Source organism: Mesorhizobium sp. B2-7-3 (assembly GCF_006440715.1).
In the GTDB taxonomy this organism is placed as follows: Bacteria; Pseudomonadota; Alphaproteobacteria; order Rhizobiales; family Rhizobiaceae; genus Mesorhizobium; species Mesorhizobium australicum.
Genome location: NZ_VFTY01000016.1, coordinates 40,748 through 56,229, shown reverse-complemented (window position 1 = coordinate 56,229; position 15,482 = coordinate 40,748). Strand labels below are relative to the sequence as shown.

Genomic DNA, 15,482 nt, shown 5'->3' with positions numbered 1-15,482 from the left:
AAGGGTAGAGAGATGCAGATGAACAGGGTTATGGAACATTTGGCCAACAACGGCAGAAAATATACCTGTGCTGTTGCTGCTTTTGTGCTCGTCTCGATGGTGTCCGGCTGCCAGACCATGGATACAACCAAGACCGGCTCGATCAACGGGCGAACCATCGACTACGGGTTCGGCAAAATGGCCCATCACGCTGGGAAGGTCCATCACGTCAAGACAAAGCTTCTCTACCGCAAACCGCTTACACAGATGAGCGTCGTGACGCGTACCAGGGAGGAGGCCTACGCGGCCTTCGTGCGGCCGCAACGGATTGATAGGCCGGCACCGGTGAAGGTTTCCTACAGCCCGGGCAATGGCGGTCAGTTCCTGGGGCATTCGCCCTGGATTTGCGGCCCGAGCGGTTTCGGCCAGCGCGCCAGCTGCCGTTCGCGTTACTAGAGCATTGGACCTAAATGCACGTCGCCCGGAAGTGTCCTCGGTTCCGGGGCAACGACATGCATAAAATCAGAATGCATGTCGCCCGGAAGTGTGCTCGGTTCCGGGACAACGACATGCAGATCAGAAGCTTAAAGCAGGTCGGGCGAATCCTATTCGCCGCGACATGTGTAAGTGGCGGTGCCTGACCGAGGGCTGCCGCCGAGGTCTTCGCTGGGGGCACGAGTCGAGGGCGAGAGGTGGGCGCAGGGTTGCGCCTTATCTCTTGCCCTTCGACCGCCACGGGCTCGTGGCCATGAATATCCCTGGCGTTCCGATCTCCTCATGAAGGCCGGCTCGGGCGGAGCCAGCCGTCATCGTCGCCGGGCGCCGGCCGTGGCCGCGCGACATAGGCCGATGATCCGTTTGCCTCGTGATAGACGCGGGCCAGCATTTCCGCCAGCACGCCCGACGTCACCATCTGCACTCCGGCGATCAGCAGAAAGAAGCCAGTGAACAGCATCGGCCGTGTTCCGATGTCTTGCGCGAAAAACAGCTTCAGGCAAAGCAGATAGGCAAGTATCAGCGAACCTAGCGCGCCAAGCGCGATGCCGATGCCACCGAAGAAATGTCCGGGCCGTGTGCGATAGCGCATGAAGAAATACATGAACACCAGATCGAGCACGACCCTGAAGGTGCGCGAAATGCCGTATTTGGACTGGCCGTGGATGCGGGCATGATGCGTCACAACCTCCTGCGCGATGCGTCTGGGGGTCGTCACGGTAGCCAGCCATGCCGGGATGAAGCGGTGCATCTCGCCATAGAGCTTGACGCTGCGGATGACGCTGCCGCGATAGACCTTGAGGCTGCAGCCATAGTCCTTGAGGCGCACGCCGGTGACGCGTGCAATCAGCGCATTGGCGATACGCGAAGGGAGCCTGCGCATCAAAAGCCCCTCCTGGCGGTCCTTGCGCCAGCCGACCACCAAGTCGAGATCCTCGCTCAGCAGGCGGTAGACCATGCGCGGGATGTCGAAGGGATCATTTTGCAGGTCACCGTCGATCGTGGCGATGACATCGCCGCGCGCCGCGTCGATGCCGGCCTGCATCGCGGCGGTCTGCTTGTAATTGCGCACGAGTTCGACCGCATGCACATGCGGGCCATAATGCGCAGCCAGGCGCCTGATCTCGCTCACCGTCGCGTCGGTGCTGCCGTCATCGACCAGCACGACCTCCCACGGCTGCTCGTAGCGCTCCATCGCCTGGTGAATCCGCGTCAGCAGCGGCTCGACGTTTTCGGCCTCGTTGTACATGGGCACGACGATGGACAGCGTATGGTCCGGCATCATCGCGCCATCAGGCAGCCCCGAAGCGGGGATGGGCAATATGTTCATTGGGATGGCTTCCTTGCAGGTCCGACGGCCGGAGTCCCTGGCAGCGTCGATTTCGAGGGAAACAGCCAGGCTATCGCGCCGGTGGCGATAGCCGAGCAGAAGATGAACAGGTGCAGCGCCAGGGCCGCCTGCAGACCGCTCTTCATCGCAATTCCGGATGTGAGCAGTGCCGCCGCCGCTCCCGCTTCATAAGTGCCGAAGCCGGCGACGCCTTGCACCGGCAATATTGCGGCGCCTTCGGCCCCGACGACGCCTGGAAAGGCCGTCGTGAAGGATGTTCCCAGTATCAGGGCCAGCAGCCATCCCTGCACGGCGAGCTTCAGCGACCAGTTGGCGATCGTCCACCACCAGCCGTAACGCGAGCGCCCGGTCGCCTCGGTGAAGGTGTCGCGCAGCAGGCCGAGCTTCGCCACGATCCTGCCGCGCCCGGCCCAGTCATGCGGCGCGCGCGCCCAGCGCGGCAGGTACCAGGCGGCAGCGATCAAGGCGGCGATCCCAGCGATCCTTATCGCCGCATGCAGGCCCGGCCACACCGCCAGCGCCAGCACGCCGACGACGAAAGCGTCCTGCAGCCTGAACCACAGCAGCGAGGCGCTGGCGCGCATGATCGGCACGCCGAAGACCTGGCGCAGGAGCAAGGGAAAGGCCGTCTCGCCGCCCCGGAAGGGTACGACGTTGATCATCGCATTGTGGATCAGAATGACGCGCAGGCAGGCTCCGAAACGGCCATTCACCTCGTCGCGGAACTCGTCGCAGACGCGTAGCGCACGCAAGACATAGGTGACGAAAAAGGCGATCGTCGCCACCGCGAACGTAGCTGGCGTGATGCGGTCGAAGGCATCGCCGACCATCCGCCAGCGCGAGTCGCTTGCCAGCCAAGCCAGCAGGGCCAGCGTCACCATTATCGAGATTGCTCTTTTCAACCAATTCTCCGCCGGTTTTCACCGCCGAGTTCCAGCGGCGGCATCGTGGCGACTGAACGTCCAAGGCGTCATCCTGGGGCGGTTCGCCTGGCCCACCGCCTTGCCGGCCTTCCGCGGGGCGGATGCGTGGCCGCTGAGCCGTCGGGCCATATCCTGTCAAGGCCCACAGCTGTCGCAGCTCTCATGGACGGGTGATCCTATAGACCAGCAAAGCATCCGAATCCACAAGCTTGGTTGCGGTCTTGTCCAGATAGTCGACGACCCCCCCATGATGCTCGATGAACAACTGGTCCTGATTGTCGGCAGCGTTCTTGGCCGTGCCGAACAGATCCGCGCCTTGACCGCGCAACTCCTCGAGCTGGGCGATCGCGGTGGCGTCGTCCGCGACGAATTTCGACCATTCGACATCGCCTCCGCCAGGCGGGAACACCCAGCCGCGTGCCCTGCTGTAGTAGACGGCGACGGGATCGCCGACCTCCGGCGCGATGGCCACGACGAGGTCGCCCGGTTGCGCCAACCGCGCCAACTCCTCGCCGAGCAGCTTGCCGTTCATCGCGACCGGCGCCTTCATTGTCCTCACGAGAGGAAAGGTCGACCACACGAGGGTCACGACAACGATACAGATCGAACGCAGCACGACCGGCGACAGAACGGTTCCCGATGCAAACGTTGCCAGAAGAAGCGCGCCGCGGCCGCAGAACATCGCGAACGGCACATGGAAAATGTGGTAATTCCAGGGGTTGCTGGTGATTTCGCGCGCCGCCGCCAGGTAGACGATCATGGCCGCACCCAGCCAAATATAGGGAATGGCCGAAAGGGTGCGCTTCGTCGGGTCTTCGGCGGGTCCGGGCGGTATCCAGAAACCGACCGCGATCAGCGCCATGAACGGATAGCCGTAGAACCACCAGACAGAGGTGTTCCACACGGATTTGAAGTAGAAGCCATCATTGACGAACGTCCACAATCCGGAGTTCCAGATGTAGCCGCTGCCCGCGACGTGATAGGGTGGATAGCTGCGGCCGAGATAGATGGCCCAGCTGAAATAGGCGCCGATGATGGCCAGGCTCAAAAATCCCCACAGGAAGACCTCAGTCGCCTGCCGTCGTTTCTTCTGCAGAATCCAGCGCACCATCAGGTAGAAGATGACGGCGCCCGCCGCCACGCCCGGCGGCTTTGCCAGCGCACCGAGCGTGAAGCTGACGGCGGCGAGCGGCAAAAGCCATCGGCTGCCGCCAGCCCAGTATTTGGCGAACAGCCAAACGCCTGTTGTTACCAGTGCCAGCATCGACGGATCGGGCAGGAACGAGCTGTCGATCATGATCGCCGCCGGCATCAGCGCGTAGGCGAGCGCCGCCGCATGGGCATGCGTTTGGCCCCAGCATAGCGCCGTCAACCTGTGCAGCGAAAACACCGTCACCAGACCGAAGAAGGCCGCAACCACGCGGCCAAACCAGTCGTGCCAGCCGAAGAGCTGGTAGAGCAGGGCGGTCAGATAGCTGACGATCTGGAACTCGCGGCCCTGATAACTCGGGCCGGGTCCGGTCCAACTCACCTCCGGGAAGAAGATGTTCCAGCTGCGCTGTTGAAAATTGTCGGCCATCATTGCCGTGCTTGTCTCGCGCCAGCTGAAAGCGTCGACCAGCGGCAAGGTTATGTTGTGGAACCTGAACACGACCGCGATGAACAGGATCCCCAGCAAGATCGCCGTGTCGAGGTTCAGGTAATTGCGAGCAGCCGGGTCCCGAGCGATCGGCTGCTGCAGGTATTGCTGAACCTCGGCCTGATTCAATTCCGGATCGTCGCCCATTTGGAACCGCGTCCTCTCTGACGTCTGCGGATGTTGCTTTTGCGCGCGATTGTCAAAGGCGAGGGAGTATACGACGCAATCCTTAATTTTGGCGACAGCGGGCGCCGCGAAAGTTGACATCGCGGCTCCCGCGGCTGTTAAATAATTCGCAAAGGCTGTCGCGCCGATAGCGCTGCCCTGGGCCGCACAGACATGCCAACGCTGATTGTACCGATAGCTCCGACCAGGTCGCCGCCGCATGGCGTAGATCGTCTGCGGCGCAGGGAACGTCGTCGGTCCGCACGTTTCACGCTGCTCCTGTTTGTCCTGGCCCTCTGCGGCCAGGTGGCCCTCCCGGGAACGTCCCACGCGGCTGCCGCCAAGGACAGCGCACCTGCAAAAGCGGATAGCGCTATTGCTCCAATTGCCGCCACTGTTCCAACTGCCTATGAGCTGCAGCTTCTGTATGCCGATCGCACATGGATATGGGAAAATGGAGCGGCCTATTTCGCGAAGGGCAATCGGCGCCTTGAGGCCTGGACGTCGGGGCAGGATTCAGCGTCTGTCGCAGAGGGCAGGTGGCTGGTGACCAAAGACGGCAAGATGTGCATGGATGTCGCTTGGCGGTCCAACAGCTACAAGGGCAAACAGCGCCGCACCTGCTACAGCCACCGAATCAAGGATGGAACGATCGAGCAACGCAAGGATCCGGACGGAGAATGGTACAGTTTCAAACGAACTCCCGAAGGTCCTTCCGACGAATACCGAAAATTCGAATCTGGTGATACCAAGGCCGCGCGGTTCGAAGAGGCCCGCAAGTTGATCGACTCCAAGAACTGATGCATATGGCTCGGAAGTGTCCTCGGTTCCGGGACAACGACATGCACGAAATCAGAAGCTTACGGCAGGTCGGGCGAATCCTATTCGCCGCGGCAGGCGCCGTCCTGGCTCCGTTGGCCCCTCCCGATACCACATCGGTGACGGCGTGTCCGGAGGGGCGGATTCAGGCAGGCCGCTTTTGCCAGGCCTGTGAAGAAGCTTGCGAATCGCTTATAAAACGCTGAGCAGTCCGGCTGGAATTGTCGGCGCACCGACCGCCGATTGGCGCAATCACTTCTCTCTGACAGAACGACGAGACGATGGATCCAACACCATATGGTTTTCATGAAATTTAATAATTAGTGATGTCTAATATTTGTGTGTGATGTGCGAGTGGTCACTGAAACGGCGTGAAGCGGCGCAGGTGTCGCAACGCGCCCCAGCTTATACTCAAAGGCAAGGGACACATGGGGAACAATTCCGCAATGGGCGCTTCTCGCCTAAGCAAGAAAGCTCTCTCTATTGTTGTGGTGGCGATGACCTCTCTGGTTGCAGGATGTCAGGGGATGGATACGACCAGAACCGGTTCCGTCCTTATTGCACCGGTCGCGCATCCGCTCCGGAGCAAGCCTTCAGTCCGACCGGTCCAGGCTGGATACATGGTGCGTTCGCTCAGGATCGAGCCTGAGATGCTGATGACAAGGACTATCCGCACCACTGAAAGAACTTACGCTTTTGCTCCGCCACCGCCGATCGCGATCCGCACAACGGGACCCGTGAAGGTCGCTTTCAGTCCTGTCGATGAAGGTGCGTTGTTAGGAGGCTCGCCTTACATCTGCAGCCCCAGCGGATTTGGCCAACGCGCAAGCTGCCACCCGCGCTATCTCTGATCTATCGAGCAGCGACCGCTACCGCGCCGTCGCTTGGTGGCAGTATCATCGGTTTCGTCCGCAGCCCGAAGAATGGGGCGGCGGACCTGACGATCGTGTCGATGTCGGAAAGCTGCGGCACAAAGCCAAGGTGCGCGCGCGCCTTGCTCGGATCGGCATAGAGTTCGGCCGGATCTCCCGGGCGCCGGGCCCTGAAGACGGCCGGAACCGGTCTTGAAGTCATCCGGCTGACCGCCTGGACAATCTCCTTGATGGACACGCCTCGCCCGGTGCCGAGGTTGACCGCCAGGCTTTGTCCCCCGCCCTCCAAATGTTGAAGAGCTTTCAAATGGGCGCGGGCCAGATCGCTGACGTGGATATAGTCGCGCACGCAAGTCCCGTCCGATGTCTCATAATCCGTGCCGAAGACCTCGATCTCGTCGATGATGCCTGACGCCGCCATCAGCACCCTGGGAACCAGATGCGTTTCCGGCGAATGCCACTCGCCGAGCTCCCCGTCGGGATCGGCCCCGCAGGCATTGAAGTAGCGCAGGATGGCGAACTTCATTCCGTATGCGTTGGCATAGTCGCTGATGATCTGTTCGCCTATCAGCTTGGTGCGCCCGTACGGGCTGATCGGATTTTGCGAAGAGGTCTCACGAATAGGCAGTGCTTCCGGAACGCCGTAGGTTGCGCAACTGCTGGAAAAGATGATGTTCTCGATCGAATGCGCGCGTGCGGCGTCGAGTACGGCGATGGTGCCCGTGACATTGGTGGAATAGTATTCGGCCGGCTGACCGACGGACTCTCCAACATAAGCAAGCGCCGCGAAGTGTATGATGGATGCGGGCCGATAGGCTTCGATCGCCGCCCGCAATGCATCCCGGTCGCGGATGTCGCCGACGACAAGCGGACCCCAGGCGACGGATTTCCGATTGCCGCGGGACATGTTGTCGAATGCCACCGGCAGATAACCGGCCGCGGCAAGCAGCTTGCACGTATGGCTGCCGATAAAGCCGGCTCCCCCTGTCACCAGGACTGCCGGCTGGCTCATGAAGCCGCGGCCCCTTTGGTAATCCGGCTCCCGTAGAGCAGGGCGTCGAAATAGTCGACGGTATGCGCGAGCCCTTGGGCCAGACTGATCTTCGGCTCCCAGCCAAGATTGCTCCTGGCGAAGGAAATATCCGGCTTGCGTTGTCTGGGATCGTCGATCGGCAATGGCCGATGCACGATTTTCGATCTGGAGTTGGTATAGCTGACAACCAGTGTCGCGAGTTCCATGATGGTGAATTCGCCGGGATTGCCGAGGTTGACCGGATGGGCAGGCGCACTCGGCGCATTCATCAGCCGCATGAAACCCTCGATCAGGTCGTCGGCGTAGCAGAAGGAGCGGGTCTGCAGGCCGCTGCCATAGACGGTCAGGTCTTCGCCACGCAACGCCTGGACGATGAAGTTCGAGACGACGCGCCCGTCATCGGGTTGCATGCGACGACCGTAGGTGTTGAAGATACGGGCTACGCGAATATCGAGGCCATACGTCCTCGAATAGTCGAAAAAAAGGGTTTCGGCCGAACGCTTGCCTTCATCGTAGCAGGAGCGCGGTCCGTGCGTGTTCACATTGCCGAAATAGCTTTCGGGCTGCGGGTGCACGAACGGATCGCCGTAGACCTCGGAAGTCGAGGCCTGGAATATCTTGGCATTGTTCCGACGCGCGAGTTCCAACAGGTTCAGCGCGCCAAGCACACTGGTCTTGAAGGTATGGATCGGATCTGCCTGATAATGTGGCGGAGAAGCAGGGCAGGCTAGATTGTAGATCTCGTCGAACCGAAGGTCCAAAGGCAATGCATCGACGATGTCGTGCTCCATGCAGCTGAATCTCGGATCGCGCAGCAGCGTATTGAGATTGTATCTTTTGCCGGTATGGAAATTGTCCAGTGCGACGACGTCGTATCCGTCCTGCAAAAGTCGTTCGCACAAATGCGATCCTAGGAAGCCCGCGCCTCCAGCGACCAGCGCACGGCCTCGGTTATGGTCGTTGCCGTTGCCCCTTTGATCGTTTCTGGAACCAAGTTTCAGAACCTTGATGACCTTACTCATGCTTTCCTCCACGCACCGCACACGCTACCGCCGGGCAGGGCAAAGCACTGCCCGGCCACGTCCTTAAACGCGGCAATCTCCGCATCCGCGGATCGCCATCACTGATGTGCGCTTGTCACTAGCTGAGTTACGAGGCCGCTGCCGCCCGGCTTGTATCTGCCGTTCAGCAGTCCATGCGCCCCAAGATCGCGATCACGCGCCCCATGCCATCATCGCCGATTGCTCGCCCAAATTGCACATCCCAACGCCCTGAAAATATACCTGTGGAAATTCAAGTCAACTAAATTAGAGATTCCTTAACCAATTGTGTTTGCCATTGGTTAATCATGGCCGACGCGTTCCCGGCGCGGGCGCGGATGGCTACGGCCGGGGTTCTTCATTTTGAATCAGCATATTGGCTCGATCCAAGCAAATTTCACAGGCTGCCGCGATCTCTTCTCGGGTGCCATCAAAAGCCTGATGTCGAGGAACAGGGCGGAGTGTCCTTGTGAGATCATTGGGGTGGGTAGCCCCTGGGCACTGTCTGAAATGAAGAGCGATTCAGAAGGCGTCAAATCTTCAGGTTGCAATGAGATTGCTGCCCAAATCCGCTGGGACTGCAGACATAAACGCTTGGCCGTGAATACTTTGCCAGTATCTCTCTGCGGACGGAATCCACGTCGCAACTGGCAGCGGCGCAGAGCAGACCAAGAGTCAAAATCAGAAGGCAGAATCGGCCCGCAGGAATGATTTTTAACGCCGATTTCTCTCTGTCGGGCCGCCCGTGTCCTCTGTGCATTCGAGGTCCCTCATCCGCCAAGGTATGAGTCGACATCCCCTTCTCGCCTGCAGGCGCATCGAAGTCATAGTGGAATGCCGGCCATCTCGGCAATGGCATTTGAGGGCATAGGCTAGCTGCTGTCCATGGCGCGACCACGCATCCAGGTTGACCGCCGCACTGGCGCGGGCCGCAAAAATGGTCGAGATGGTCCGTTTCTCAGCGGGCCATCTCGTTCAGGCAACCACAAAACAGGGACGCCTGTTGTCGTGTGGCAGACCGCTCCTGACGCGGCGCCGTGCTCCAGCTTGGCTATGTTACTGCCCGCCCATTTCCTTCTTGCCGGCGGGCTTACTGCCCGCCCATTTCGGCGGGCTTACTGCCCCCATTTCCTTCTTGCCGGCGGGCTTACTGCCCGCCCATTTCCTTCTTGAATGTGTCGAAATCGACCTGCATGCCGTTGAATATAGTGCTCCAGTGGCGCGTCAGCGCCGCCATCGCCACGGCTTCCTCGATCTCCTCGTTCGTGGCGCCGGCGCGCTTGGCGTCCTGCGTGTCCGACCAGATGCAGTAGGTGCAAGGAATCTGCGCCGCCACGGCCAAGGAGATCAACGACTTGACCTTGGGCGGCAGCGCCGTCTTGTCGCTGAGCTCGATGGCCTTGACCTCGGCCCAAGCACCGGGCAGACCGGTTTTGGGAAACTGTTTTACAAAGCTTGGTACGCCGCCCATGGTCGACTGTATGTCCTTGAGGGTTGCATCATAGTCGTCGGCATGGGCAGGCGCGGAGCCAAGCGACAGGATACAGGCCGCGGCGGCGGACAAGAACACATGCTGGGACGAAGACTGCACGGATTTGACGATGCGATGGTACGACATGGTTTTTCTCCTCTGGTCTTTGTTAACCTTACGATGTAAGGTGACGGAGAAAATGAACCTTACACTGTAAGTTGTCAAGCGGCACTATGGATCAATCAATCACGAAACAGAGAGCGCGCGGGCGTCTGTCGCGCGAAATGATCGAGGACGCGGCTTTCGAGGTGATCGAGAGGGAGGGCCTTTCCGGCTTTTCGATGCGCAAGCTCGCCGCCGCGCTCGGCTGCGAGGCCATGAGCATCTATCATCACTTCCCCTCGGTGGCGCATCTGCACGAGGCGCTGATCGACCGGCTGATCGGCGCCCTTGAAGTACCTGACACCAGCCTTCCCTGGCGGCAAAGAATGCGTGTTGCCGTCGACGATTTCCGCCGCATCGGCCGCGAGCATCCCGCCTATTCCACTTTCATTGTTACCTACCGGATGAATTCGCCGACTTGCCTTGCCTGGTTGAACGGCATTATCGGCTTGTTCAAGGATGGCGGCTTCGACGCGGAACTCAGTGCGCGGCTCTTCCGCGCCGTGGGCTATTATCTGATGGGCGCGGTGCTGGACGAGAACGCGGGCTATTCCAGAGGCCCGTCCGCGGTGAACACGGTCAGCGACGAGCAACTGGCCAGGGACTATCCAAACGTCGTGGAGGCCGGGCGCTTTTTTGGCGCCGCCGAATTCGACAAGACCTTCGAACTCGGCCTCGACATGCTGCTGGACGAAATGGAACGCCTGCGCGACGGCGCCGATATAAGCCGACCGTCCGGCAAGGTTTGATTGCAAGGTGACCGCCTGAATGCGCTTTCTCTTCGTCCTGATCCTGCTGGCCGGCACCGGCATCGGTCTCATCTATCCCTGGGCGACGGCCAATTTTTCCGGCCGCGAAATCGGCACCTGGCGGGTCTACGAGCAGGGCCGATTCAAGCCGTTGACCGTATCGCTTAGGGATCGCGATGCGCCGGTGCGGGTGCTGGTGGACCTGACCGCGAGGGCCGAACGCATCGTTTCGCAGCAGCGCACTGTGTTGACGCTGACCGCGGCCACCAATGGCCGCACGGTGCTTGCCTCGACGCTGCAGTTCAACCATGTGGACAATCCGCGCCAGGCCAGCCCGCAACTGCCCGACAAGATCTTTCGCGACGAGGCTGGCCTGATCGCCACCGTCAGCCCTGGCGCTTACGTCTTCACGATCGGCCCGGGCGATGCCGAGGACATACCGATGCGAGCGGTCGACCTTGTCTTGCGCTCCGGTGTCGGGGAAATCGACGGCCGCGCGCGGCCGATCGGCTTCTCGCTGATGGCGGTCGGCCTGATCGGTTTCTTGCTGTCCTTGCGTTCTCCTGGCGGGCGACCGGAAAATCCGAATTCGCAGCCGCCGCCGCCACGTTGGGGCAGGGGTCCCACATGAACTATCGCCACGCCTACCACGCCGGCAATTTTGCCGATGTCGTCAAGCATGTCGTGCTGACGCGCGTGCTCGACTACCTGAAGCAGAAGGACAAGGCGTTTCGCGTCATCGACACTCATGCCGGCATTGGCCGCTACGATCTGTCGTCACTCGAAGCGCACAAGACCGGCGAGTGGCAGGGCGGCATCGGCAGGCTGATAGATGCCGCGTTCGATGCGAAGGTGGCGGCGCTGCTGGCGCCTTATCTGGCGGCGGTGCGCTCGCTCAATCCGGAGGGCGGCGTAAAGAAATATCCGGGCTCGCCGCTGCTCGCGCGCAATCTCCTGCGCAAGCAGGACCGGTTGTCGGCGATCGAACTGCACCCGAAAGACGCCGCCAGGCTGAAGATCGAGTTCGCCGGCGATTTTCAGACAAAGGTGATGGAACTGGACGGCTGGCTTGCGCTCGGAGCGCACCTGCCGCCGAAGGAAAAGCGCGGCCTGGTGCTCATCGATCCCCCCTTCGAGGAAGAGGGTGAGTTCGGCCGCCTCGTCGACGGGCTGGTGAAGGCGCACAGGCGCTGGCCCAGCGGCATCTACGCGCTGTGGTATCCAATCAAGGACCGCAAGGCGGTGATCGCCTTCAGGAAAGCGCTGAAGCAATCCGGCATCTCGAAAATCCTCGACATAGAATTCGAGATCAGGCCAGCCTCTTCCGATCCCAGCCTCGATGGCACCGGCATGGTGGTGGTCAATCCGCCCTTCACGCTGGAAGGCGAACTGCGAACCATGCTGCCGGCACTGCACAAATTGCTCGCCGTGGGCAAGCCGGCCCACTGGTCGCTGGAATGGCTGGCCGGCGAGCAGGTCCCGCCGCCGGGATAGCCAGTTTCGATCGCCGCGTTCCTTACGACCGCACGATCAGTCCGTGGGGAACTTAGCCGTTACCCGCGGGTTGCTGCTTACAGCAACTGCCCGGCGCCGGTTTCTGGAAACCATTGTTTCGGCAACCGCTTGACCGCCGCCGAGCGAATCCGCACAGTGCGCGCAATCGACCTTGAGAGGCTGCCATGACTCGCTTCGCCAAATCCGCACTTGCTGCCCTGATTTCGCTCTGCACGCCCCTTGCCGCGCCTCTCGGTGTCACCCGGGCGGTCCAGGCGGCCGACCTCGGCGTCTATACTGAGGACGATGGCAGCGTCTGTGGCGAGACATGGGTGCTGAGCAAGATCACGCATCGGTTCTCCTACCAGGTGCATCACGTGCCCCATCTGCCCGACGTGGCCATCACCGATTTTCGCGACATTCGCCAGCACCGCTATCAGCAGGCGAGCGAGGAATGGCCGATCGGCCGTCATTATTGCCGGGCAACCGTCAGCCTGTCGGATGGCCGGGACCGGTCGATCTTCTATCTGATCGAGGAAGGCCAGGGCTTTGCCTCGATCGGCGACAATGTCGAGTTCTGCGTCTCGGGCTTCGATCGCTGGATGGTCTATAACGGCCGTTGCCGCGTCCTGCGCTGAACGCACCTCGTCTCCTTCCGATCTTTTTCGCGCCTGCGGCCTGAAAGGGGGCGCAGGCGAGACGCTGACGCCCCGGCGGGTCGGCGCCTGCGCCGTCGTCGCGCCCGGCGCCATCTGTCTCGGCTATCAGCCGTGATCATAACGCACTCTTGTCGAAACACGCGGCAATTCCGCCGCCGTCGAACTGTCGACCGGCGGCTCGCCGTATTGTGAGGCGGTGAACCAAGGCGTTCGCTCGTCGCTTTGCTATTTTCTGCGACGCGTTGCCTCTGCCTGATCGATGATCTTGCGAAGAAAGGCAATGTGACCGCGAAAGGCCCGCCGCCCGGCCGTCGTGACCCTGATCCGTGTCTGCGGCCGGCGTCCGACGAAAAGCTTTTCAATATCGACATAGCCAGCTCTGGCCAGCGTATCGAGATGTGCTCCGAGATTGCCGTCGGTGACTTCGATCATGGCTTTCAACTGGACGAACTCCAGGGTCTCGCGCCTTTCCAGCATGTTCAGGACGGCCATGATCCTGAGCCGTGTACTCTGGTGGATAATGTCATCGGCGCTCATCAACAGGCTCCAATGCGGCAAAGCCTTGGGTTGTCGCCATATGGCTTGGCGATTTTGCGGTGCCATTTGCTTCTGTATGGCCGAAACCGACGGCGCAATCGCATCTCATACAGAATACTCTGTTCTACAGAGTATTCTGTCAATCGGAAAGCCGGTGCTCAAGCCATGCTTGACAAGGTGATCTTCAGATCGATCGTCGCATCGCGCTCGTGATCCGCGCGAACCGCGCGCCTGCAAAAGATGATCGCTTCGATGACGCGGCGGGTTATGATGTTCACGGCCAAGGATCACGCGTGAAGCCGCTCGCTAATCTTCGGATCTTGATGGCGAGATCGCATCGGGAACGCCGGTATCGATTTGCTGGCGGCGTCAGAAGATCAGCAGCGGATTTTTGCGGTGATGAGTGTGATTGTGTGTGGATCGCAACTAAAATTTAAGTTGAGAAAATCATACCATTGCTTCGCTGGCTAGCGAGACGCGAGTCAGATATGCATTGCGCGCCGGGGTCATTCACGGCCATCGGCATAACGTGAAGGGGCATGACATGGCTAAGCAGTCATCTAAAGCGCCGGCATCCAAGGCACCGGCAAAGAAAGCACCCGCAAAAGCAGTCGCGGCGAAGGCCGCAACAGCGGTGAAGAAAGCAGCACCTGCCAAGGCGGCGGCAAAGCCGGCAGCGAAGGCACCGGCCAAGAAGCCGGCGGCGGCCAAGGCTGTCGCGAAGCCGGCAGTGAAGAAGGCGGCGCCCGCGAAAGCCGCGGCGAAGCCGGCGGCGAAAGCGGCGCCGGCCAAGAAGCCTGCGGCCAAGGCGGCGGCCAAACCCGCTGCCAAACCCGCTGCCAAGAAGGCGGCTCCCGCGAAAGCCGCGGCGAGGCCGGCAGCAAAAGCGGCACCGGCCAAGAAGCCGGCGGCCAAGCCAGCTGCCAAAGCAGCCGCCGCCGCGACCAAGCCGGCGGTGAAGAAAGCCCCAGCGCCGAAGGCAAAGGCAGCGCCTGCGAAGGCGAAGGCTCCGGCCAAGAAGTAGACGGATCGTTGGCGTCGCGTGTCCTTCGGGACCCAGCAAGGACGCTCTGACGCTCTGGATCGGAGCATGTTCGGCAGCGGGTTCAGCCCTCTGGGCTGAGCATCGGGAAGGGGCCGAGGGGCAAGCAAAGCGAGGCGCCGGTTGGCTGCCTCGCTCGCCCAACTCTTTCGCTCCTTGCGGTGGTTGGCGAATGTATCGGCGTGACGCTTAGCGCCTGCGAAGCGTGGGTGCCGGAGAAGTGTGGGCGCACGTTCGAATCGGGCGGCTTTTTGTGGTGACCTGCTGATGCTTTCCAGAGTACCGGTATCAGGCTTGTCGTGATGCCAGGGCGGAAACCGCAGCCGGTTTGTGGCCGCTGTTTTTTTGCACTCTGGCAATTGATCGCGACAGTCCTGCGGTCAACACTGGATGTTTGCAAACAGGAAACCGATCATGCCGAAGCTGCTCTACGCGTCCGCCTCTCCCTACAGCTCCAAGGTAAGGATGGCAGCGGCCTATGCCGGGATCGCCCTCGATGAGGTGCCGGTCAAGACCGAGGACAGGCCGGCCGAACTGATCGGCGCCAATCCGCTCGGCAAGATCCCGGTGCTGGTGCTCGACGATGGCCGTTCGGTTCACGACAGCCGCGCCATCACCCAGCACCTCAACCGGATTTCGAAGAACGCCTTGTTTCCACGCAATCCCGACAAGCGTCTGGAAGCGGAAGTGCTGGAGGCGCTGGCCGACGGTATCTGCGATTGCGCGCTGTCGATGGTCTACGAACACCGCACCCGGCCTGAAGAGATGGTCTATCAGCCCTGGCTCGATCGGCAGTGGGCGAAGATCACGGCGGCACTCGATCTGCTCAACGCCAATCCGCCAAAGCTGCCGAAGAAGATCACGGCCGGTCAGTTGGCATTGCGTGCCTGCCTCGGCTATCTCTCGCTCCGCTTTGGCGGTCGGTGGGAGAAGGGGCGCGGCCGGTTGACCCGCTGGGCGGCGCGTTTCGACGAAAAATTCCCAGAGCTGAAGTCCGCGGTTCCGGCCTGAGCGACCGGCACAAAAAAAGCCGGGCGCGAGGCCCGGCTTTT

General features: G+C 61.1%; 15 protein-coding genes. 8 read left to right on the top strand and 7 right to left on the bottom strand.

The window, feature by feature from the left end; all coding sequences use genetic code 11:
- Window positions 1-12 precede the first annotated feature (12 nt).
- Complete coding sequence (locus FJW04_RS27655) at window positions 13-435, top strand: hypothetical protein (RefSeq protein WP_015318489.1); 423 nt, start codon at window positions 13-15, stop codon at window positions 433-435.
- Between the two features lie 319 nt (window positions 436-754).
- On the opposite strand, the gene FJW04_RS27650 is transcribed toward FJW04_RS27655, so the two are convergent.
- From FJW04_RS27650 to FJW04_RS27640, 3 genes are all read right to left on the bottom strand, one after another.
- Window positions 755-1,759, bottom strand: coding sequence for a glycosyltransferase family 2 protein (locus FJW04_RS27650; protein ID WP_210241254.1), 1,005 nt, complete (start codon window positions 1,757-1,759; stop codon window positions 755-757).
- A 41-nt stretch (window positions 1,760-1,800) separates the two neighbouring features.
- Window positions 1,801-2,727 (bottom strand): lysylphosphatidylglycerol synthase domain-containing protein, encoded by a 927-nt coding sequence (locus FJW04_RS27645; protein WP_041163480.1) that lies wholly within the window; start codon window positions 2,725-2,727, stop codon window positions 1,801-1,803.
- Window positions 2,728-2,908: 181 nt separating this feature from the next.
- On the bottom strand, window positions 2,909-4,534 hold the full coding sequence (locus FJW04_RS27640; RefSeq protein WP_140617208.1) for a glycosyltransferase family 39 protein: 1,626 nt from the start codon (window positions 4,532-4,534) through the stop codon (window positions 2,909-2,911).
- 192 nt (window positions 4,535-4,726) lie between these two features.
- Between FJW04_RS27640 and FJW04_RS27635 the strand changes: the two genes are divergently transcribed.
- Window positions 4,727-5,353, top strand: coding sequence for a DUF995 domain-containing protein (locus FJW04_RS27635; RefSeq protein ID WP_167331129.1), 627 nt, complete (start codon window positions 4,727-4,729; stop codon window positions 5,351-5,353).
- Between the two features lie 870 nt (window positions 5,354-6,223).
- Here the strand turns inward: FJW04_RS27635 and galE are convergent.
- The 3 genes from galE to FJW04_RS27615 form a co-directional block, all read right to left on the bottom strand.
- Complete coding sequence (gene galE, locus FJW04_RS27625) at window positions 6,224-7,255, bottom strand: UDP-glucose 4-epimerase GalE (protein WP_140717919.1); 1,032 nt, start codon at window positions 7,253-7,255, stop codon at window positions 6,224-6,226.
- Window positions 7,252-8,298, bottom strand: a complete 1,047-nt coding sequence (locus tag FJW04_RS27620; protein WP_140717917.1) for a UDP-glucuronic acid decarboxylase family protein — start codon at window positions 8,296-8,298, stop codon at window positions 7,252-7,254. Before FJW04_RS27620 ends, galE begins: the two co-directional genes overlap by 4 nt.
- 1,165 nt (window positions 8,299-9,463) lie before the next feature.
- Window positions 9,464-9,934, bottom strand: coding sequence for a carboxymuconolactone decarboxylase family protein (locus FJW04_RS27615; protein WP_140717915.1), 471 nt, complete (start codon window positions 9,932-9,934; stop codon window positions 9,464-9,466).
- Window positions 9,935-10,020: 86 nt separating this feature from the next.
- Between FJW04_RS27615 and FJW04_RS27610 the strand changes: the two genes are divergently transcribed.
- The 4 genes from FJW04_RS27610 (at window position 10,021) to FJW04_RS27595 (ending at window position 12,830) form a co-directional block, all read left to right on the top strand.
- Window positions 10,021-10,698, top strand: coding sequence for a TetR/AcrR family transcriptional regulator C-terminal domain-containing protein (locus tag FJW04_RS27610; protein WP_140717913.1), 678 nt, complete (start codon window positions 10,021-10,023; stop codon window positions 10,696-10,698).
- A gap of 19 nt (window positions 10,699-10,717) precedes the next feature.
- Window positions 10,718-11,329, top strand: a complete 612-nt coding sequence (locus tag FJW04_RS27605; RefSeq protein ID WP_140717911.1) for a hypothetical protein — start codon at window positions 10,718-10,720, stop codon at window positions 11,327-11,329.
- Complete coding sequence (locus FJW04_RS27600; RefSeq protein ID WP_140717909.1) at window positions 11,326-12,192, top strand: 23S rRNA (adenine(2030)-N(6))-methyltransferase RlmJ; 867 nt, start codon at window positions 11,326-11,328, stop codon at window positions 12,190-12,192. Before FJW04_RS27605 ends, FJW04_RS27600 begins: the two co-directional genes overlap by 4 nt.
- 185 nt (window positions 12,193-12,377) lie before the next feature.
- The gene (locus FJW04_RS27595) at window positions 12,378-12,830 is read left to right on the top strand and encodes a hypothetical protein (protein WP_140717907.1); all 453 of its coding nucleotides are present in this window, start codon (window positions 12,378-12,380) and stop codon (window positions 12,828-12,830) included.
- 246 nt (window positions 12,831-13,076) lie between these two features.
- Here FJW04_RS27595 and FJW04_RS27585 read toward each other — a convergent pair whose 3' ends face one another.
- Window positions 13,077-13,388 (bottom strand): transcriptional regulator, encoded by a 312-nt coding sequence (locus tag FJW04_RS27585; protein ID WP_140717903.1) that lies wholly within the window; start codon window positions 13,386-13,388, stop codon window positions 13,077-13,079.
- Window positions 13,389-13,932: 544 nt separating this feature from the next.
- Here FJW04_RS27585 and FJW04_RS27580 point away from each other — a divergent pair.
- Both FJW04_RS27580 and FJW04_RS27575 read left to right on the top strand, forming a co-directional pair.
- A complete protein-coding gene (locus FJW04_RS27580; protein ID WP_140717901.1) occupies window positions 13,933-14,412 on the top strand; it encodes a histone in 480 nt (159 codons plus the stop codon).
- Between the two features lie 432 nt (window positions 14,413-14,844).
- Window positions 14,845-15,441 carry a glutathione S-transferase family protein gene (locus tag FJW04_RS27575; RefSeq protein ID WP_140717899.1) on the top strand — a complete coding sequence of 199 codons (597 nt, stop codon included), beginning with the start codon at window positions 14,845-14,847 and terminating at the stop codon, window positions 15,439-15,441.
- Window positions 15,442-15,482 lie beyond the last annotated feature (41 nt).